The sequence below is a fragment of the Sphingorhabdus sp. genome (assembly GCF_041737645.1).
In the GTDB taxonomy this organism is placed as follows: Bacteria; Pseudomonadota; Alphaproteobacteria; order Sphingomonadales; family Sphingomonadaceae; genus Sphingorhabdus_B.
On record NZ_JBGSRI010000011.1, the window covers coordinates 19,462 to 39,826 of the forward strand.

A 20,365-nucleotide genomic window follows, 5' to 3' on the forward strand; every position below is an offset into this window, starting at 1 on the left:
ACGCTCCGCCTCCTCCCGATGTTCCTCCCGCGAACATCCGACTAAAGGCCCGAACCAATAATGGTTCGGGCCATTTTTTGGTTGTTGCAAAAATGTTACTATTTATGGAAAATGACGCGCGCGAGATTAAAGAGTGTAACAAATTCCATTCAATCGGCGCATTAAAAAAATAGAACAGAGGTTGTTGTGCCATCTGTCACGCTAGGGAGTGAACCATGAATAATTTTACCTGCCGCAAAGCAGCCCGCGTTAGCGCGTCTGTAACAGCGCTGGCTGCGCTGATTGTTAGCAATACAGTGTTTGCACAAGACGCCGATAGCCCGGCTGATGAAAATATTATTATCGTGACCGCAACGAAGCGCGATGCAAATCTGCAAGACGTACCGTTTTCGATCAATGCACAGACCGCAGATGATATCCAAAAAACCGGAGCGACCACGCTCGAAGACCTCTCGCGTAATGTCGCAGGTCTCATTATCCAAAATCTGGGACCGGGGCAGAGCCAGGTTTCAATTCGTGGCGTTTCGGCGGGACAGATTGTCCGCGACCAGCCTGGAGTCAAAGAACAGGTTGGCGTTTATCTTGATGAATCTGTGATTTCACTTTCTTTGTTTACGCCAGACCTTGACCTTTTTGACCTCAACCGCGTCGAGACATTAAGGGGACCGCAAGGCACCCTATTTGGTTCAGGATCGGTTGGCGGCACGGTGCGCTACATTACCAATCAACCCAAATTAGGCACGACCGAAGGGGCCATTGAGGGCAATGTTAATCTTGTCGATGGGAATGATTTTGGCGGACACTTAAAAGGCGCGGTAAATGTTCCAATCGGCGACAAGGCGGCCTTCCGTGCGGTGGGATATTATACGCAATATGGCGGCTTTATCGATGCCAGACGTGAAGGTGGCGGCGTCGATCAAGATGTCAATGACGGCGAACGTTATGGTGGCCGAATTGCACTGACTCTTGAACCGAGTGACAATTTTTCGATTACACCGAGGGTCATATATCAAAAAATTTCAACCAACGGATTTAACCGTCAGGAAGTTTTCAATCTCTATGCAAACCCCTTTACCACAACACGACCTGCCGTAATCTTCAATGAGCGGGAACAGCATCTGTTGTTACGTGAAGGCTTTGAAGACGAAACACTTATCGCGGATAGTACAATCAAGATCGGCTTTGGTGGCGTCGATTTGACTTCGGTTAGCAGTTATACTGACCGCGATATTTTGGTCAGTCGCGACGCAAGTGCATTAACCGGCAGTGTTTCGGTCGACTTGGGCTTCCCTACCGCGGGTGTTTTGTTACCGTCAAATCTGCGTGATACGACAAAAGTCCAGTCCTTTACGCAAGAACTGAGATTGAGTTCGAATGGTGATGGGCCATTTCAATGGGTCTTGGGTGGATTTTATTCCAACACCGATCGTGACTATGCACAACGCTTGCCTACACCGGGATATGACGCGTTTACCGATGCGCGATTTGGTGCCGGCACGTCAGTCGCAGTTGCGAACGGCTTTCCGCTAAACTCTCCTTACAATGCCGACATCGTTTATGACATTGAACAAAAAGCCATATTCGGCGAAGCAAGCTACGCTTTTGGTGATAAATTCACATTGACGGCAGGCGGTCGTTATTATGATTTCTCCGAGGACCGGATATTCAAATCGGGTGGTCTGTTTTCAAATGGCGACAACCAACCGGCAAGCACAAAGTCAGACGGTTTCACACCGCGCCTGCTGGCAAGTTTCAAGGCAACAGATGGCATAACGATCAATGCTCAAGCGTCGAAGGGTTTCCGTCTCGGGGGAGTTAACGACCCGCTCAATATTCCACTTTGTTCCGGCGGTGCGGGCGGTGTTGACGCTTTAACATTTGGCAATCGGCCACGTTATGATGATGAAACGCTGTGGAATTATGAACTGGGCGTAAAAACACAAAGCCGGGGTATTACCTTTAATGCAGCTGCATTTTATACAGATATCAATAATTTGCAGGTGACGGCGGATGCCGGAAGCTGTTCGTCGCGGGTTGTGTTTAATGTACCCAAAGCGCATTCGCAGGGTCTGGAATTTGAATTAAGCGCTAGCCCCGCCGATGGCTTTGACGTCGGAATTTCGGGAAGCCTCGTTAGCGCCAAATTCGACTCTTCGGTAACCTCGACGGCGGGCGTCGTAATTGCGGGAATCCGCGATGGAAATCGTCTGCCAACGGTACCCAAGTTTCAGATTTCAGCAAATGCGAGCTATAATTTCCCGGTAAGCGCTTCGGCTGAAGCTTATATCGCGACTTCAATCCAGCATGTTGGAAACCGTATTACACAACCCAGTGACCAAGAAGATAACCCGCGTAGTTTTGTCTCCGGCCTTGCCTTCGCAGGGGCTCCGGGAACCAATACCACGACCCTTAACCTTGTTCTGCCGAGCTATGAACTGGTCAATTTAAGTGCGGGTGTCGATTTTGAAAATGGCTTGTCGATAATCGGATATGTCAACAATCTGTTCGATGAAAACGCCCTATTGTCATTCGACAGGGAACGCGGAGGTAGAGCGCGCCTCGGTTTTACGACGAACAGTCCGCGTACATTCGGGGTCACGGTGCGCAAAACATTCTAATGCGTGATTGAACGAAAAATATAAATGGCGGCTCACCTGGTGGGCCGCCTTTTTATTAGGTATGAAGTCGCGCTATCGATTAAAGATTACGCTACCTTGGAAGCGTTTCCAAGAATAAGCGGGTCGGCAGATTTGCCGACATCTACTGTTGTCCGGTTGATACTTGGCGCACCACCCGAAGATTTGTGCTTGAACTTGCCCTCAATCTGGCCACCAGGCGCAATCGTCAAATTCGTATATACCACGTCGCCCGTGATGCGGGCCTTGGCTTCGATGACCAGATCAATGGCTTCAATTGACCCTTCGACATGGCCGGATAATCTGGCGGACTCGGCAATAATTTTGCCCGAAATTACACTGCTTTCGCCTTGGACCAAATTGCCACAAGTGACATCACCCTGGATCCTGCCATCAATGTGCAAGTCCACGCGCGCGTTCAGATTTCCGACAATCTCAACGTCCGATGCAATGATTGAAAATGTGTGGCTAGAATTGGTACGCATACCGTCAACCTGCCTTTGGGTTTGCGATTGCGCGGCTTCCGGCGACGGTTTGGACTTCGAGAACATCGGGATTTGCCTCCAAAAACTTCCGTGGATTTATTGCTTGGTTGTTTAGGCGGACCTCAAAGTGCAAATGGCTTCCGGTCGACCGACCGGTGCTGCCCATGCGCCCTATTTGAAAGCCGCGGTCAATCTGCTGACCAATTGAAACATCCATTCGGGACAGATGCGCGTAACGCGTTACCAAACCATTAGCGTGCGTGATTTCGATGCAATTACCATAACCACCCTGCGAACCGGAAAAAGTCACTTTACCGTCGGCGGCTGCCAAAATTGGCGTGCCAGCCGGACCTTTGAAATCCAGCCCGTTATGCATAGCGGCCGCTCCGGTGAAAGGATCACTGCGATAGCCAAAGCCGCTGGACATGAGCATGACCGCAGCAGGAATAGTGGTAGGTATGGCCGCCAATGCGCGTTCCATCGCATCCATGCGTCCAAGCGATGCGGCCAATCTCGTAAATCTCGGGTCACGCACGTGACGCGACGATTTACCGAAAAAGGATTCAAACGGGCCACCTTGAGATGTACTTGCTTCACGGGCTAATATATTCGGGTTCAGGCCGAATTTCCGGATCGCCGCTTCGGCTTTTTGGGTGCGTGCCAGCGCCACTTTTGTCATCATTTCGGCAAAACGTATCTGTCGCGCTTCGATGCGCGCCAGACCAGCAGCTTCAGGAACAAGGGCACTTATCTTTTTAACCGTTTGGTCATCGGCGCTGTCTTCAGATGCTCGTCGTGTTTGCGTTGGCAAGTCCCCCAGATATTGGTCGCTCAGGCTTTCGAGCATCTTCTGCCGTTGCTCAAGGTCTTGCGTGACCTCATCAATCGAGCCGCGATAATTTGCCACACGTTCTTCGGCTGATTCTATTCTGGCTTCTTTTTGGTCAAGCGCCATGCGTTCGATAGAAACGCTCAATTGGCTAAATGCCATGCCTAGCGTTACGATCAGCCATAGGCCGACCACCGTTGCCGCTGACGCTGCAACACGCCGCTGCAACTGCGCGCTTATCTTTAAAAACCGGACTTGGCCATTGGCCCGCATGAAAAACTCGCGGTCAATAAACCATCCAGCGATCTGGCTTTTCCAGCCAGTTAATCTGGTCTGTAGTGACACGACCCACCCCATTTTTTTTATTTGTGAAGTGCCGGTAGCAGCTGGGCTCGGCTCAAGCGAATCGGCGAAGACAGAGTCGTGACGAATCGGGCGACTCACAAGGTGAGCCGTGTAAATCCCCATTATGAAAGCAATAAAAGACGACCGAAATAATTTGGCGACTCAGCCCAAAATATTTTTATCAATAAAAACATTGATTTAAGATCTGAACGATTCGCTAGACCGAAAAAGGCGCAAATTCACCTATGGCCCTTCCCCTTTTCCAGCCGCTTCTTTACGAGCTTTAGTTTATGACCGACACTGTTCGACATTGCGAAAATCTGATCGCAGACATGACGACAAAGGCCCGTTCTGCGGCAAGCATCTTGGCGCGTGCTACCGATGATCAAAAATCATTAGCTCTGAAATATGCCGCGCAGGCAGTGCGAAATGATATGGCTGGTATTTTGGCGGCCAACGCGCTGGACATGGAGGCCAGTGTCAAAGCTGGCCTCTCCGATGCATTACTTGACCGTCTGAAATTGGATGAAAAACGCATCACCGCAATGGCCGATGCGATGGATAAGGTCTCGACACTTGCCGATCCAGTCGGGGAAATCATTGATACCCACACGCAACCCAATGCTTTGGTAATGCAACGCGTCCGTATTCCGGTTGGCGTGCTGGGGATTATCTATGAAAGTCGCCCTAATGTCACCGCTGATGCCGCGTCGCTTGCGCTGCGCTCGGGCAATGCAGTTATTTTACGCGGCGGCAGTGAGGCTGTGCACAGCAATCGGGCCATCCATCACGCGATGGTGACCGGCATATCGCAAGCCGGTCTGCCTCCGGAATCTGTGCAGTCGGTCCCCACTCAGGACCGGATGGCGGTCGGTGCCATGCTGCGCGCACAAGGTGCCATTGATATGATTATACCGCGTGGCGGTAAATCTTTGGTCGCCCGCGTTCAAGATGAAGCCCGGGTACCCGTGCTGGCTCATTTGCATGGGCTTTGCCACACATATGTACATAACCTAGCCGATCCCGAAATGGCGAAAGCAATCATCGTCAATGCCAAGATGCGAAGAACAGGCATTTGCGGTGCAACCGAGACTTTGTTGATCGACCAGGACTATGCGGCACCAGCCGATCTAGTCGCCGCCTTGATTGACGCGGGATGTGAAGTGCGTGCCGACGACATGGTCATGGAACTCGACTCCCGAACCGTTTCTGCAAATGAAGAGGATTGGGATACTGAATATCTTGATTCGGTCATTTCAGTTCGGATGGTGGCCGGACTTGATGATGCTATGGACCATATTGCGCGTCACGGATCGCACCACACCGACGCCATCATCACACAGGACGATGCAGCCGCAGCGCGCTTTCTGACCGAAGTTGATAGCGCCATCGTCATGCACAACGCATCCACCCAATATGCCGATGGCGGTGAATTCGGGCTGGGCGCGGAGATAGGCATCGCCACCGGACGGTTGCACGCGCGCGGACCCGTCGCGCTTGAAGGTTTGACGACTTATAAATGGCTGGTTCGGGGCCAAGGGCAAACCCGCCCTTGAAAACCGTCGGTCTGATGGGGGGCTCGTTCAACCCCGCGCATGGCGGGCATCGGGCGATCAGTTTGTTTGCAATGCGCGCACTTCAGCTAGACGCATATTATTGGATGGTTTCTCCAGGTAACCCGTTAAAGTCCAAAAAGGATATGGCACCTCTGTCGGCCCGAATGGCATCGGCAAAGAACCAGGCCCGTCGCAGCCGGATAAAAGTGACGGCGATCGAGCGTGAATTGGGAACGATATACACCGTCGATACCTTGCGTAAACTGGTCGCGCGTTACCCCAAAACACAATTTATCTGGATCATGGGTACGGATAATCTGTTGCAATTTCATCACTGGCGGCACTGGAGAGCAATTGCGCGCTTGATGCCGATTGCAGTTATCGCAAGACCCGGCTATGATGCTCAAGCTGTTGCGGGTCCCGCGATGGCCTGGTTGAGGCGGTTTGTCCGGCGTCCGGACCAGCATCATCACTGGACAAGATGGAGTACGCCAGCGCTTGTCTTTTTGCGCTTTCGTCCAGATCCTCGTTCGGCAACCGCAATTCGCCGTGCCGACCCCCATTGGTATCAACGATATTCAGGAACTGGCGCACGCGATGGCGTTACCCATAAAATTGTTCTGTAAGGAGCACACTTGATAAATTCCGCTTCCGTCCCATCCGCCGTGAAGGCCAAAGGACCCGTATTGAGCCCTGAAAAGCTTCATGAACTCATTCTAAAATCGCTCGACGACGATCAGGCGCAGGACGTTGTCTCGATTCCGCTCGAAGGTAAAAGCAACATTGCCGACCATATGGTCGTGGCTTCAGGCCGCTCTTCACGGCAGGTGGCATCGATGGCGCAAAAACTGTCCGAGCGTATCAAACAGGCCGGTCGTCATGCCCGGATCGAAGGCTTACCTTCGGCGGATTGGGTGTTGATTGATGCGGAAGATGTGATTGTGCATCTGTTTCGGCCCGAAGTACGCAGCTTTTATAATCTGGAACGGATGTGGGCATTCGGCGACGCACCCGAAACTGCATCTGCCTGATCCCTGCGTTGACCCGAAATGGCCATGCGTCTGCATATTATTGCCCGTGGCAAGATTGGCCGGACGCCGGAATTTGACATTGTCGAACGCTATCTGAAGCGGATCAGCTGGCCGGTAAAGCATAGCGAACTTCCTGATCGTGGTGGTGAAATTCCATCGACCGACACCCCTTACAAAACAATCTTGCTTGACGAAAAAGGCGACCAGATCGGTTCTGTCGAATTGGCCCGCCTGTTGGAAAAATGGCAGGATGATGGTGTGCGAGAGACCCGCTTTCTGATTGGAGCAGCGGACGGCTTTGGCGATGCCGAACGTGCATCGGCCGATAAATTGATGGCCTTTGGCAAGGCAACTTGGCCACATTTGATGGCACGCGCGATGCTTGCCGAACAGTTGTTTCGCGCCACATCGATTATTGCCAATCATCCTTATCATCGGGAAGGATAGCCCGATGCGTTTCGGGTTATCATTGGCGATTTTGGCTTTTGTACCTCTGGGTTTTACAGCAACGCTTTTGGCCCAGACTTCGCAAAATGCTGCGTCGCAAATATCGGCGCTTAAAGATGCGAAAAAGCGGGCGCTGATCGCGGAAAGAAGGAGCGAACTGTTACGGCAAGAGGCGATCAACTCTGAAAACGCCGCCGACCGGCTGGTTGTAGAACGGGCTGTATTGTCCGCCGAAATCGCAAGCGCCGAAGCACAAATTGAAGCGGCCAACGCCCGTATAACTATAATAAGCCGGCGACAGCGGGCGCAGAGATCACGATTGGGGCAGGAAAGCGAGCCGATATTACGATTGAACGCAGCGCTGCAGCAAATGACCGGAAGACCCACAGCATTGATGATGGCGCAGCCCGGCCATCGTCAAGACTATGTGCATTTGCGTGCTGTAATGGCGACGGTGCAACCGCAAATTGTGCAGAAAACGAACGCGCTCCGGCAGCAAATCGCGGCACAAAATGAACTGCGTTCGCAGGAGCTTTTGGCATTAAAAACGCTCGACGATGCGCGCATCCGCCTAAAAAGCCGGCGAACCGCGCTTGCACGGCTCGAGGGCAATGCACGGGGCAAAGCGTCTGATCTGTCCGCCGGTGCCGCGATTGAATATGAAAGAGCTATCGCGCAGGGCGAACGCGCCCGCGATATTGTCGGCCGCATAGACATTCAACGGATCGGTAGCGCCAGGGCACAAGAGCTGGCGGCGCTTGCCGGACCGCCTTTGCGAAATGGTTCGAATCACACTATCCCAACCAGTAAAGCTGCCTATATCCTGCCCGCTAACGGAAAAGTCGTGTCAGGCTTTCTCGAGCTCAACACCACCGGCTATCGAGAGCGTGGTTTGCGGATCAATGTACCTGCCTCGGTACCCGTATTGGCACCGGCAGATGGTAAGATCACTTTTGCGGGTCCATATCGCAGCTACGGCAAAATCGTGATTATCGAGCATGGCAACGGATGGACCAGCCTGATTACAAATATGGATGCGGTGCAATTGGCCAAAGGACAATCGGTGCGACAGGGTAACGTGCTTGGCGTTGCGAATAAGGAAACCGGTGAAATCGGGGTTGAGTTGCGGAAAAATGGCCGGGTTATGGATATTGCGGCGATGCTTCGCTGATAATCCGTCCGACGCTTGTCGGGCCTAATTCCCCTTTTGTGGTAAACGCGCTTTCACCATAGGTTCATGCGCGATATACGAATCATCCTGATTTAAGGACTGGATTATCCGATGAAATTTCGTTTGTTGCCTTCTTCGCTCGCTATAGCATTGGCCTTCGCTGTTCCGGCTACGGTCTTATTGGCGCAGAGCACGGAGCAAAAATCTACCGCGCAAATTCAGGCGGACCAGATCCGTGAGTTGGAACAATTTCTGGCTGTCTATAAAAAGGTCAAATCAAGCTATGTCGATAAGATAGACGACAAGCAATTGATGGAAGGTGCCATTCAGGGAATGTTGGCGAGCCTTGATCCGCATAGCGGCTTTCTCAACAAATCTGACTTCAGCAATTTGCAAACGCAGATTGATGGCGAATATGGCGGGCTTGGCCTTTCCGTAACGCTAGAAGACAAGGCTGTTAAAGTGATAGCGCCCACAAAAGACACACCAGCCGACAAGGCAGGTATCAAATCCGGTGACTATATCACGCACCTGGACAGCAAGTTGATTTTCGGCGGTACTCTCGATGAAGCGGTCGAAGCGATGCGTGGTGAACCTGGCACATCAATCCGGTTGACAATCGTACGTCCCGGCCGCGATGCTCCTTTTGATGTAACTATTACAAGGGCATTGATCGATCTTAAGCCGGTTCGCTGGGAAGTAAAAGACCGCATCGGCCTTATCACGATAACCGGTTTTTCCGAAGAAACCGGCGCCGACGTTGTCGCGGCTGTTTCAAGCATCAAAAAATCGTTGGGCGGAAAGCCATTGGGATATATAGTGGATCTCAGATCCAATCCCGGCGGCATATTGGACGAAGCGGTTGCCGTTTCCGATGCCTTTTTGGCGAGCGGCGAAATTGTGTCCGAGCGTGGCCGTGACAAGCGGGATATTGAGCGCTGGTGGGCCGAACGCGCTGTACCCGGCGATGTGACCGGCGGTGCACCGATTATCGTTCTGGTTGATGCAGGCTCCGCATCCGCTTCGGAAATCGTGGCAGGCGCGCTTCAGGATCATCATCGTGGTTTGGTCATGGGTGAGCGCAGCTTTGGCAAGGGTTCGGTTCAAAACGTTCTTCCCCTGACCCGCGAAACCGGATTACGCCTGACCGTTGCCCGTTACCATTTGCCATCTGGCCGTTCGGTACAGGAAGGCGGAATAAAACCTGATATTCAGGTGCCACAGCTTTCCGACCCTGATTATAAAAAGCGGGTTGCCATTCGCGAGTCCGATTTGCGCCGCCATCTCATCAACGAAATGCAGGATGATGCAAAAGAGTTGGAAGAAGACATCGCCGATGACCCACGCTTTGCCCTGACGGCGGAGCAACTGAAAGCGAAAGGCATTGACGATTTTCAACTGCATTATGCGATGGAAACGCTGAACCGCTTGGGTGCAAAAACAATGAAGCTGGCCGAAAAGCCGGTAAAGGGTAAGGCGCAGAACTAATTCATGAACGGAAGAATCGGGTTCGCGCATTGGCTTGCTTTTCTATTGCCCGTCGGCTTGTTGGCGGGGGCCTATGGATCACAATATATCGGTGGTTTATATCCTTGCGAAATGTGCTGGTGGCAGCGCTACCCCCATTATGAGGCCGCGGTGCTGGCAACGATCGCTTTCTTTGTCAGTAACCCCGTTTATCGCAAAGCTTTGGTTGCACTTGCGGCGTTAGGTATATTGTCGAGCGGCTTGATAGGCGGATTTCACGCAGGGGTCGAATATGGCTGGTGGGAAGGATTGACGGCCTGCACCGCGACTATTTCCGGTAGCGGCGACGAATTGCTGAGGTCGATAATGAACGCGCCTTTGATCCGTTGCGACACAGCGCCCTGGACTTTATTCGGCGTTTCGCTTGCCGGATATAATTTCCTCTTGTCGACGGGCGGTGCAATCGCCATCTTAGTATCGATATGGCGCGCCAAAACATCTTAAAAACCGTAGAACAGCATTCCCACGCAATCGCCAGCATGATTCGCGTAAATCAGGCTGGCGAATATGGTGCCAAACGGATTTACGCGGGACAGCTCGCCATCATGGGGGATCGAACCCCCGCCGCGCGCAGCATCGCGCACATGGCAGAGCAGGAAGAACGCCATTTGTCTGCGTTTGACAGGATGATGGCAGAGCGCGGCGTCCGCCCCACCGTTTTTCATCCGATATGGGATATCGCAGGTTTCGCGCTAGGTGCAGTTACGGCGGCTATCGGGCCAGAAGCCGCAATGGCGTGCACTGTAGCTGTTGAAACTGAAATCGACCGTCATTATGCAGAGCAACTGGAAGAATTGGGCGACAGCGATCCAGAACTGTCAGCTATGGTTGCCGATTTTCAGGCCGATGAGCTGGAGCATAAGGCAACGGCTTTGGCCGAAGGCGCAGAACGCGCGCCAGCCTATCCTTTGATGAGCGCAATCATTCGCATGGGTTGCCGGACTGCAATCGCTGTATCGAAAAGGCTATGATCTTAATCGCCCGTTCAGCGGTGAAGTTTCAAGTTATGAGCCTATTAACCGGAGATTTTGCCGTGAGCAGCATTGCCAAGACTTTACTGATGGCCACCACGATGTTGATGGCCTCTGCATCAATAGCGCAAGAAACCGCCCCCAATCAGCCAAGTGAAGAAAAGATTAATCAGTTGATCGTCTACGGCGATGACGAATGCCCCAAAAGTGCCGGAGATGAAATTGTAGTTTGTGCGCGTATGAATGAAGCGGATCGATATCGTATACCGCCGTCTTTGCGGAGCGATCCGAATAGTCCCCAGAACCAGGCATGGTTGAATAGAGTTCAGGCTTATGAATATGTAGGGGCAAGCGGAACTTTAAGCTGTTCACCATCCGGCGCCGGCGGGTTTACCGGATGTGGCCTCAAGGAAATCGACCGAGCTTACGCAGAAAAGGCACAAGATCCGGGGATTACTTTCGGCCGCCTAATCGCCGCCGAACGGATTAAACGGCTTGCGGGTATCGATGCAGAAGCCGCCGCCGTTGAAGAACGCGTGAAAGAATTTGAAATAGGTCGCGCCGAGCGAGAAGCCCGTTTGCAAGCCGAGATGGACGCAAAGGAAGCCGCTGAACGCAACAGTGCCGACGCGCAACCTTTGCCGGAACCGAAATAAGCCAAAGCTTTTTGCAATCAGCTTTTCGATTTTTCCGTTATTATCCAATCTTTGACTTGCGCCTCCAGTATATCGAGTGGAACCGCGCCTTGGCCCAGTACGATGTCGTGAAAAGAGGCTAAATCAAATTTCGGACCCAGTTCTTTGGTCGCCAACGTCCTCAATTCGCGGATTTTCAGCTCGCCTATCTTATAAGCCAAGGCCTGGCCTGGCCAACTGATATAGCGGTTGACCTCAGCCTCAATATTGGCGGCGGACAGGGCGCTGTTATCCGTCATATAATCAATGGCTTGTTGCTTGCTCCACCCTTTGGCATGAATTCCGGTATCGACAACCAATCGGCAGGCGCGCCACATTTCGTAAGAAAGACGGCCCATGTCTTTTGCGGGCGTGTCGTACAGTCCGATCTCAAGACCAATACGCTCGGAATAAAGGCCCCAGCCTTCAACGAACGCCGTAAAAAAAGCGCCGTTCTTGCGAAATTCTGATAATGGCAATTCTTGTTGCAGCGCAATCTGATGGTGATGCCCCGGGACTGCCTCATGCATAGAAAGCGCGGGTATTTCCCAGAAGGGCCGCTGGTCCAGTTTGGATGTGTTCACATAATATGTGCCTGAAATACCGACTTCTGGCGAACCCGGATTATAATAAGCGGTGGTCGTTCCTTCCGCAGTTTCCGAGGGAATTTCGCGCAGTCCATAGGGCAGGCGAGGCAGCTTGCCGAACAGCGACGGCATTTTGCCGTCAATGAATTTGGCAATGCGCGCTGATTTTTCCATCAACTCCTCTGGTGATCGCGCATAATATTGCTGGTCAGTTCGCAAATGCCGGATAAACGCCTCGCGACTCTCAAACCCCGCTGTCGTAGCTACTTCAGCCATCTCGGCCCGAATACGTGCGACTTCGGTCAGGCCGATTTTATGGATTTCGTCAGCGGTTAAATTGGTAGTCGTTTCTTCGCGGATCCGAAAATTATAATATTCCGCCCCTTCCGGCTGCGCCGAAATGCCGGGCACCTTGGCACAAGAGGGCTTGTAGCTTTTAGTATACCATTCGAGCTGTTTTCGCAGGGCCGGATATATTTTGGTGGTTATTGTTTGCGCTGCTTCTTGTGCCAAACGTTCGAAATCTGCGTTGCTCAGCGTTTCCGGTTTTTGGCGGGTATACGGGGAAAAGTAACGCGCATTGCGCGGATCGGCTACAATCAGTCCGGTTATTGTAGCCTCAAATCCATTTAGTGTTTCACATGGTTGCGTATATTTGCCCGTAATTGAGGCATTAGCGACATCGATGTTCTGGTCGTTCAATTTTGAATATTTCATCAGCCGCGCATTATAGCTTTCGAAATCTGCTTTCGTTTTGAATGGCAAGTTATTCGCGATGCCAGCGAAGTTTTGATGCCAGCTAGAATAAGTCGTGAAATTGATGGCGCGTTGACCAAAGCGATTGCCTTCGATTGTGCCGTTCAAGCTTCGGGCTAATATGCCCGCCTCAACCTTGTTCGGTGCGTCGAGCTCTGCTGATGGAATGGAACGCAGCTTTTCCAGAAATGTGGCTGCCGTCGCTGCTCTCTTGTCGAGAGCGGCCAGGCTATAGTCACCAACTTCAGTTGCATAGCTGTCAACGCCCAGTGAACTTGCAAAAATTGGAGATTCCCGCAAGGCATCCGCCCAATAGGCGTCCACAAGTTTCTTGAGCTCCAAATTTGCATCCGCCGATGCTGGCGCTGAACAAGCCAGCGCTGCGGCGGAGACGAACAGAAACAGCTTGCACATCTTTGACGCCCCTTCCAAATATTCTGGTATGGAAGATAACGGGGGGAATGAATTTGGCTAGCGCGTTTCAGGATTATTTCGGTAAGCGCGGGACACGTTACGACAAGCCCCTTACACCGGATAAGTTGGAACTGGTTGCCGCCGCCCTGTCGGTTATTTTATTGTGTGTGGCGACAGTCGCTGTGGTGAAGGGTCAGTCGCAATGGGCTATTTTGCCTTGGCAGTTGTGGTTTCATCTTGGCACACTTGCTATCGCACTTGCGATCACGCCATTCATCCTTCTTCGAAAACGTGGGAATAGCACACATCGGCTGCTTGGATGGATTTGGGCGACTTGTACGTTCACTACCGCGCTGATAAGTTTTGACCTGAGGCTCATTAACAATGGTGGATTAAGTTTAATCCATATTCTGTCGGTTTTAACACTCATAGGGGTCCCGGTTTTGGTGCTGTCAGCGCGCCGTCATGACATTCGGCGCCATCGCAGTCAGGCGCGGAGTTTCGTTGTGGGCGCACTGTTGGTGGCCGGATTTTTCACATTTCCGTTCAATCGCTTGCTCGGAAGCTGGTTGTTCACGGGTTAGGTCAGGGCCCCAGAACAACATCTTAATCCGGTCCGGTTCTTTACTCGGCAGCCTCCAAAGCTTCATTGTCCGATAGCGGATGCGCTAAACGGGTTAGCATTTCCTTTGGACAGATCTGCCAGAATTCCCCACGCCGCCGATCCCAATCTTCGATGATGGAATTTGACCATGCACTGTCTGTTGTTTGCGCATGTGCCATGATGAGTGATTTTAACCGATCCTCCCAATAGGCACTTTCCAACCTTTGCCAGACGATGCTGTCAGGGTTCGCACTACTCTGGAACGTGTCATCCAAATCCAGAACAAAGGCCATGCCGCCGGTCATGCCCGCACCGAAGTTGCTACCGACTTTGCCCAGGATAACCGCAATGCCTCCGGTCATATATTCGAGGCCGTTGGAACCGCATCCTTCAACGACAACTTGCGCGCCGGAATTGCGGACGGCAAAGCGTTCGCCTGCCTGACCCGCCGCGAATAACTTGCCGGCTGTCGCACCATACAGGACAGTGTTGCCGATTATACTGTTATTCTGGCTGTCAAGCGGGCTGCTAACCGTTGGCCGGACGATAATGATGCCGCCTGACAAACCTTTGCCGACATAGTCATTGGCATCACCGAATACTTCCAGTGTGATGCCCTGACACAAAAATGCTCCGAGCGATTGTCCGGCTGACCCGCGCAAACGGACATGGACATGTCCATCGGCCAGATCTTTCATGCCATAAAGCCGCGTTATCTCCGAAGAGAAGCGTGTACCGACCGCGCGATGCGTATTGCGGACATTATAGGTCAGCTGCATCTTTTCCCGCCGTTCAAATACCGGCTTTGCATCCCGGATCATCTGGGCATCAAGGCTGTCCGGCACTTCATTGCGGAAGGTCGGAATGGAAAAGCGGCGCGCGCTGTCGGGTGCGTCGACTTTGGCGAGGATCGGGTTGAGATCAAGGTCGTCGAGATGCTCGGCACCACGGCTCACCTGCCGCAGCAATTCGGTGCGACCGATGACTTCATCCAGACTGCGGAAACCCAGCTTGGCGAGAATTTCGCGCACCTCTTCGGCGATGAAGGTCATCAGGTTTATGACCTTTTCCGGCGTACCGGTGAATTTCTTGCGCAGTTCTTCATCCTGAACGCAGACACCGACCGGGCAGGTGTTCGAATGGCATTGGCGAACCATGATGCACCCCATGGCGACAAGGCTGAGCGTCCCGATGCCATATTCTTCGGCACCCAATATCGCCGCAATAACGATGTCGCGTCCGGTCTTGAGGCCGCCATCGGTGCGCAGCTTTATGCGGTGGCGCAAACCGTTGAGCGTGAGCACCTGATTGGCTTCGGACAGGCCCATTTCCCATGGCGTGCCCGCATATTTGATGCTGGTCTGCGGTGACGCACCGGTTCCGCCGACATTGCCGGAAACCAGAATGACGTCCGCATGCGCCTTGGCAACACCGGCAGCAATCGTGCCGATCCCTGCCGCACTGACTAGCTTGACGCAGACACGCGCACGGGGGTTGATCTGTTTCAGATCGTAAATCAGCTGCGCCAGATCTTCGATCGAATAAATATCATGATGCGGCGGCGGCGAAATCAGCATTACGCCGGGCGTCGAATGGCGCAGCCGCGCAATCATCTCGGTAACCTTGAAACCGGGTAATTGCCCACCTTCACCGGGCTTGGCCCCTTGCGCGACCTTGATTTCAATTTCCTCACATGCGCCCAGATATTCGGCGGTTACGCCAAAGCGGCCTGATGCGATCTGCTTGATGACGCTGTTGGCATTGTCGCCATTTTCATAAGGTTTGAACCGTTTGCTATCTTCGCCGCCTTCGCCGGACACCGCTTTTGCGCCAATCCGGTTCATGGCGATGGCCAGGGTTTCATGCGCTTCGGGCGATAAGGCGCCTAAGGACATGCCCGGCGTTACAAAGCGCTTGCGGATTTCGGTGATCGCCTCGACTTCATCGATTGCCACGGGTTCTTTGGCGAAGTTGAATTCAAGCAAATCGCGCAAATAGATTGGCGGCAATTCCTTCACACCTTGGGCAAATTGCGTGTAGGTCGAATAGCTGTCATTGGCGACGGCGCTTTGCAGCAAATGCATGAGGCCAGCCGAATAGGCATGTTCTTCACCGCCATCGCGCTGCTTGTAGAAGCCGCCGACGGGAAGCCGTGCAACCGCGCTGTCGAAGGCATCCGCATGCCGGTCCCGCGCGTTGACGTAGAGCGAGTGATAGCCTTCGCCCGAGATCTTGTTTGGCATACCAGGGAAGAAATCATTCACAAGTGCGCGGCTGAGGCCGACTGCTTCGAAGTTATAGCCGCCACGGTAGCTTGAGATGACCGCAATGCCCATTTTGGACATGATCTTGAGCAAGCCTTCGTTGACCGCGGTACGGTAGTTGCCGACGGCTGTTTCGAGGCTGATGTCGCCCAGAAGCCCACGGGCATGACGGTCGCCAATCGCGGCTTCGGCCAAATAGGCATTAACCGTGGTAGCGCCCACGCCAACCAGTACGGCGAAATAATGGGTGTCCAGACATTCGGCGGACCGAACGTTGATGGACGAATAGCTGCGTAGGCCGCTGCGAACCAAGTGTGTGTGCACGGCAGCGGCGGCAAGGATCATGGCGATGGCGACACGGTCTGGACCAATATTGTCATCCGTCAGGAACAGTTCGGATTTGCCCATACGCACCGCTTCGACGGCTTCTTCACGAATGCGGGAAATGGCCGCACGCAAACCTTCCTGTCCCGCTGCTATATCATAAGTGCAGTCAATCTCGGCGGCGACAGGACCAAAAGCGGCCTTCAGACGGTGCCATTCGATCGCCGTCAGAACGGGGCTTTCCAAAACCAGAACATCGGCATTCTGGCTCTTTTCGTCCAATATGTTGGCAAGGTTCGAAAAGCGGGTTTTCAGACTCATCACATGCCGTTCGCGCAAGGAATCGATCGGCGGGTTGGTGACCTGACTGAAATTCTGGCGGAAGAATTGGCTGATCAGGCGCGGCTTGTCGCTGATCACCGCGAGCGGGGTATCGTCGCCCATCGAACCAATGGCTTCCTTGCCATCCTCGATCATCGGCGCGAGGATCATTTCGACGTCTTCGAGTGTCATGCCCGCTGCAATCTGGCGTTTGGTCAATTCGGCGCGGGTCCATGATGGCAGGGCATCGCCTTTCGCTTCAGGCAAATCGTCGATACGCTGGAAACCTTTGACGAGCGCGCCATAATCCTGCTCGGCCGAGATCCGGTCCTTCAGTTCACCGTCGCGGTACAGTTTGCCTTCATCCAGATTGACCGCAATCATTTGCCCCGGGCCAAGGCGACCCTTTTCCAATATGGTCGATTCGGGCAGCACAACCATTCCGGTTTCCGAACCGATCACGAGCAGATTGTCCGACGTCCGGCTATAGCGCAACGGGCGCAGCGCATTCCGGTCGACGCCCGCAACGGCCCAATGACCGTCGGTCATCGCGAGCGCGGCAGGGCCATCCCACGGCTCCATCACCGACGCCATATATTCGTACATCGCGCGGTGGGTGGCGGGGATATTGGGGTTGGACTGCCATGCTTCGGGTATCAGCATCAACTTGGCTGTCGGTGCTTCCTTGCCTGAGCGGACAAGCGTTTCAAACACCGCATCCAGGGCGGCGGTATCGGATGATCCAGCAGGAATAACCGGTTTGATGTCGTCCGATTGTGCGCCGAAGGCGATGGATGCCATCTTGATTTCGTGGCTCTTCATCCAGTTCTGGTTGCCGCGAATGGTGTTGATTTCACCATTGTGGGCAAGGCCGCGGAACGGCTGCGCCAGCCACCATTGGGGGAAAGTGTTGGTCGAATAGCGCTGGTGGAAAATCGCGACGCGGCTTTCGAAACGGTCGTCCTGAAGGTCGGGGTAAAAGACCGACAGACTTTCGGCAAGGAACAGACCCTTGTACACGATCGACCGGCACGACAGCGAACAGATATAGAAATCGCGGATCTGCGCGGCGATGATCTTCTTCTCGATACGGCGGCGGACGAGGTAAAGATTCTTTTCAAATTCGGTCGCGCTGGCTTCGTCCGGCAGTGGCCCTGCGATCATGATCTGCTCGATCTCCGGACGCGTTGCCTGCGCCTTGGTGCCGATGACCGACACATCGACAGGCACCTGCCGCCAGCCGTAGATGGTGTAACCGGCATCGATGATCTCGGCCTCGACAATGGTGCGGCAATTTTCCTGCGCACTCAAATCGGTACGTGGCAGGAAGACCATGCCGACGGCCAAGCGGTTGGGCATGGGCCGGTGGCCACTGTCCGAAATCGCATCGTCGAAAAAGCGTACAGGCAGATCGATATGGAGACCCGCGCCGTCGCCCGTCTTGCCATCCGCGTCTACCGCGCCGCGATGCCATACAGCCTTCAACGCCTCGATCCCCGCCGCGACCACGCGCCGTGATGGCTTGCCATCAGTCGCCGCGACCAAGCCTACACCACAGGCATCGCCTTCGGATTCAGGATGATACATGCCTTCGCGGGCTAGGCGTTCATGTTCGGGAGTAGGGAAATATTGGGTCATTTTACCTCTTTCTCTGCCCTACGCTCAAACAGCGCGGACATGGCTTCTGCCATTTCTTCATCTTCGCCGGGCGCGGTCTCATCCATCCATGTCAGGGCGATGGTCTGCGTTTCGTTGGCGATCTTTTTCATCCGGACCAACAACCCCGATTGCATCAGTTTCTCCATTTCTTTCAGATCGGCGTCGGTCATGGCGGCCATTGTGCCGGGAATCGTTCGCCTTATGTCGGTCAAAACAGACTCAGATGACGTTTTCCAATCGCCGGAAGATTTTAGCTCTTCGATTACCGCATTAGGCTGCAAATTGTCCATCGTCAGCGTGATCATCTTTTGCCCGGTTGGAGATGCGTAAAAGGCGATCAGGCGGTCAATTTCTTGTTCAGAAAAATTGCGAAAATAAAGGTCGCTCTGACGGGCATGAAGCTCTGGCAAGCGGATCCGGTAATATTTGTTGATGATCGGCATGGCAACGCGAGCTATTTCTCTCACGATGCCCGGATCATCGCGATCAAGTTCAACTAGCTCGGGATCGCTCGAGATTAGCTCCTGCATAAAGGCTGCCGTCTTGGCATCGGACGCGTCATCGCCGATAATGATCGCCTCGCTGTTCAAAATACCTGCTAGTTTCAAAGCTTTTGCCTTATGAACGTCGCTGGGGACGGCCTGCATGACTGTGGTATCGGCCAAGACAGCGTATGACGACGCCAAAGCCAAGCTCGCCGTTGCGAGGATTATTGTGAAGCGGATCATCATTCAGCCACCTCTGCCGATGCGGAATCTTCGGTTGTTTCGGATGGAGCGGGTGGGGGTGTCCAGCCTTCGGCGAGCATGCGCTTGCGGGCTGCGTCTATTGCTGTCTGCCTAGCCGCATAATAAGCATCAGAAGCGGTCGAAGACAGTTCGACCAATGCTTCGAAATTCGCCGACGCTACTTCCATCTTCGAGTCGGCCGCATCATATTTCGCTTCGAGTGCCTTCACCTTCTTGCGTTCAGTCTCGGTCCAAGCGCCTTCGGCATACCAAGGCTCATCGCCGGTTTCTTCGGCATAAGGGTCCTCGCCAGTCTCCTCGGCATCGAGTGCATCAGTGAATTCGGTGTCGGCCGCCTCAATTGCCAATTCACTATCCGACTTGGGCGGCGGTGGAAGATGCGCGGTTGCCGCTTCGACCTTTTTCATGATCGCCGGCATGGCTTCTACGATCTTGGGCATCATGCCCATCGAGGCATCCATCATTTCCTTGTCGGTAAAGGTTGCCATGAAATTGCCTGCAAAGGCTGCGCCGCTGGGCGTTGCGAAAAAGCTGTTCATGTCAGCCAATTCCTGGGCGCTATATTTGCGCGCGTAGATTTTGGCCAAGGCTTCGCGGACGGTGGGTTCAATGGCGCTCATCAAGGGGCCCATCTCGGAGAAGATCACCTTCGCCATGATGTCCATGCGCTCCTTAAAATTCGGATCCATCTCGGCCATGATTTCGGCCATTGTTTTACCTTTGGCCGCTTCCGCCGCCTCGCTGTCAGCTTCTACGCCTGCCATCCCCGCCATGGTGGCCGCATCGATCCCCATCATCTGGTCGATCATGCCTCCCGCCATCGTGTCTTCCATGATCTTTTGGTAGGTGCCCGGCGGGATAAGCTTGGCGACGGTTTGCTCGGCCAGTTTCAAGCGCACCGGGTCAACCGGTGCAGGCGCGGCGGTTGCTGCAGGTGTTTCGGCGGACGCAGAAAAAGTCAGCGCAAAAGAAGATGCGGTTAGCGAAAGGGCCAATAATGCGGATTTCATCATGA

The 20,365-nt window shown here is 53.5% G+C and carries 17 protein-coding genes; 11 read left to right on the forward strand and 6 right to left on the reverse strand.

Annotation, left to right across the window (positions count from 1 at the left end; all coding sequences use genetic code 11):
* The first annotated feature begins 215 nt into the window (after window positions 1–215).
* Window positions 216–2,618 (forward strand): TonB-dependent receptor, encoded by a 2,403-nt coding sequence (locus tag ACEW72_RS01440; RefSeq protein WP_373474599.1) that lies wholly within the window; start codon window positions 216–218, stop codon window positions 2,616–2,618.
* An 86-nt stretch (window positions 2,619–2,704) separates the two neighbouring features.
* Here the strand turns inward: ACEW72_RS01440 and ACEW72_RS01445 are convergent, their stop codons facing one another.
* Both ACEW72_RS01445 and ACEW72_RS01450 read right to left on the reverse strand, forming a co-directional pair.
* On the reverse strand, window positions 2,705–3,121 hold the full coding sequence (locus tag ACEW72_RS01445) for a polymer-forming cytoskeletal protein (protein ID WP_373474600.1): 417 nt from the start codon (window positions 3,119–3,121) through the stop codon (window positions 2,705–2,707).
* Between the two features lie 4 nt (window positions 3,122–3,125).
* Window positions 3,126–4,295 (reverse strand): M23 family metallopeptidase, encoded by a 1,170-nt coding sequence (locus ACEW72_RS01450; RefSeq protein WP_373474601.1) that lies wholly within the window; start codon window positions 4,293–4,295, stop codon window positions 3,126–3,128.
* Between the two features lie 290 nt (window positions 4,296–4,585).
* On the opposite strand from ACEW72_RS01450, the gene ACEW72_RS01455 reads away from it, so the two are divergent.
* From ACEW72_RS01455 to ACEW72_RS01495, 9 genes are all read left to right on the forward strand, one after another.
* Window positions 4,586–5,851 carry a glutamate-5-semialdehyde dehydrogenase gene (locus ACEW72_RS01455; RefSeq protein WP_373474602.1) on the forward strand — a complete coding sequence of 422 codons (1,266 nt, stop codon included), beginning with the start codon at window positions 4,586–4,588 and terminating at the stop codon, window positions 5,849–5,851.
* Window positions 5,815–6,477 (forward strand): nicotinate-nucleotide adenylyltransferase, encoded by a 663-nt coding sequence (locus tag ACEW72_RS01460; RefSeq protein ID WP_373474603.1) that lies wholly within the window; start codon window positions 5,815–5,817, stop codon window positions 6,475–6,477. The genes ACEW72_RS01455 and ACEW72_RS01460 overlap by 37 nt, the downstream gene beginning before the upstream one ends.
* 39 nt (window positions 6,478–6,516) lie before the next feature.
* Entirely contained in the window at window positions 6,517–6,882 is a 366-nt protein-coding gene (gene rsfS / locus ACEW72_RS01465; RefSeq protein WP_373474633.1) for a ribosome silencing factor, read from the forward strand.
* A gap of 24 nt (window positions 6,883–6,906) precedes the next feature.
* A complete protein-coding gene (locus tag ACEW72_RS01470) occupies window positions 6,907–7,329 on the forward strand; it encodes a 23S rRNA (pseudouridine(1915)-N(3))-methyltransferase RlmH (RefSeq protein WP_373474604.1) in 423 nt (140 codons plus the stop codon).
* Window positions 7,330–7,333: 4 nt separating this feature from the next.
* Window positions 7,334–8,500, forward strand: coding sequence for a murein hydrolase activator EnvC (locus tag ACEW72_RS01475; protein WP_373474605.1), 1,167 nt, complete (start codon window positions 7,334–7,336; stop codon window positions 8,498–8,500).
* Between the two features lie 111 nt (window positions 8,501–8,611).
* On the forward strand, window positions 8,612–9,988 hold the full coding sequence (locus ACEW72_RS01480; protein ID WP_373474606.1) for a S41 family peptidase: 1,377 nt from the start codon (window positions 8,612–8,614) through the stop codon (window positions 9,986–9,988).
* A 3-nt stretch (window positions 9,989–9,991) separates the two neighbouring features.
* Entirely contained in the window at window positions 9,992–10,471 is a 480-nt protein-coding gene (locus tag ACEW72_RS01485; protein WP_373474607.1) for a disulfide bond formation protein B, read from the forward strand.
* Window positions 10,450–10,998, forward strand: coding sequence for a demethoxyubiquinone hydroxylase family protein (locus ACEW72_RS01490; protein WP_373474608.1), 549 nt, complete (start codon window positions 10,450–10,452; stop codon window positions 10,996–10,998). The genes ACEW72_RS01485 and ACEW72_RS01490 overlap by 22 nt, the downstream gene beginning before the upstream one ends.
* 20 nt (window positions 10,999–11,018) lie before the next feature.
* The gene (locus ACEW72_RS01495; protein ID WP_373474609.1) at window positions 11,019–11,654 is read left to right on the forward strand and encodes a hypothetical protein; all 636 of its coding nucleotides are present in this window, start codon (window positions 11,019–11,021) and stop codon (window positions 11,652–11,654) included.
* A gap of 17 nt (window positions 11,655–11,671) precedes the next feature.
* Here ACEW72_RS01495 and ACEW72_RS01500 read toward each other — a convergent pair whose 3' ends face one another.
* The gene (locus ACEW72_RS01500) at window positions 11,672–13,429 is read right to left on the reverse strand and encodes a DUF885 family protein (RefSeq protein ID WP_373474610.1); all 1,758 of its coding nucleotides are present in this window, start codon (window positions 13,427–13,429) and stop codon (window positions 11,672–11,674) included.
* 47 nt (window positions 13,430–13,476) lie between these two features.
* Between ACEW72_RS01500 and ACEW72_RS01505 the strand changes: the two genes are divergently transcribed.
* Window positions 13,477–14,013: a DUF2306 domain-containing protein gene (locus ACEW72_RS01505; protein ID WP_373474611.1), complete on the forward strand. Its 537-nt coding sequence runs from the start codon at window positions 13,477–13,479 to the stop codon at window positions 14,011–14,013.
* A 40-nt stretch (window positions 14,014–14,053) separates the two neighbouring features.
* Here ACEW72_RS01505 and gltB read toward each other — a convergent pair whose 3' ends face one another.
* From gltB to ACEW72_RS01520, 3 genes are read right to left on the reverse strand one after another with little or no spacing between them, the layout of a single operon-like run.
* Window positions 14,054–18,580, reverse strand: coding sequence for a glutamate synthase large subunit (gene gltB, locus ACEW72_RS01510; protein ID WP_373474612.1), 4,527 nt, complete (start codon window positions 18,578–18,580; stop codon window positions 14,054–14,056).
* Window positions 18,577–19,332 (reverse strand): DUF2059 domain-containing protein, encoded by a 756-nt coding sequence (locus ACEW72_RS01515; protein ID WP_373474613.1) that lies wholly within the window; start codon window positions 19,330–19,332, stop codon window positions 18,577–18,579. The genes gltB and ACEW72_RS01515 overlap by 4 nt, the downstream gene beginning before the upstream one ends.
* Complete coding sequence (locus tag ACEW72_RS01520) at window positions 19,329–20,363, reverse strand: DUF2059 domain-containing protein (protein WP_373474614.1); 1,035 nt, start codon at window positions 20,361–20,363, stop codon at window positions 19,329–19,331. The genes ACEW72_RS01515 and ACEW72_RS01520 overlap by 4 nt, the downstream gene beginning before the upstream one ends.
* Window positions 20,364–20,365: the final 2 nt, after the last annotated feature.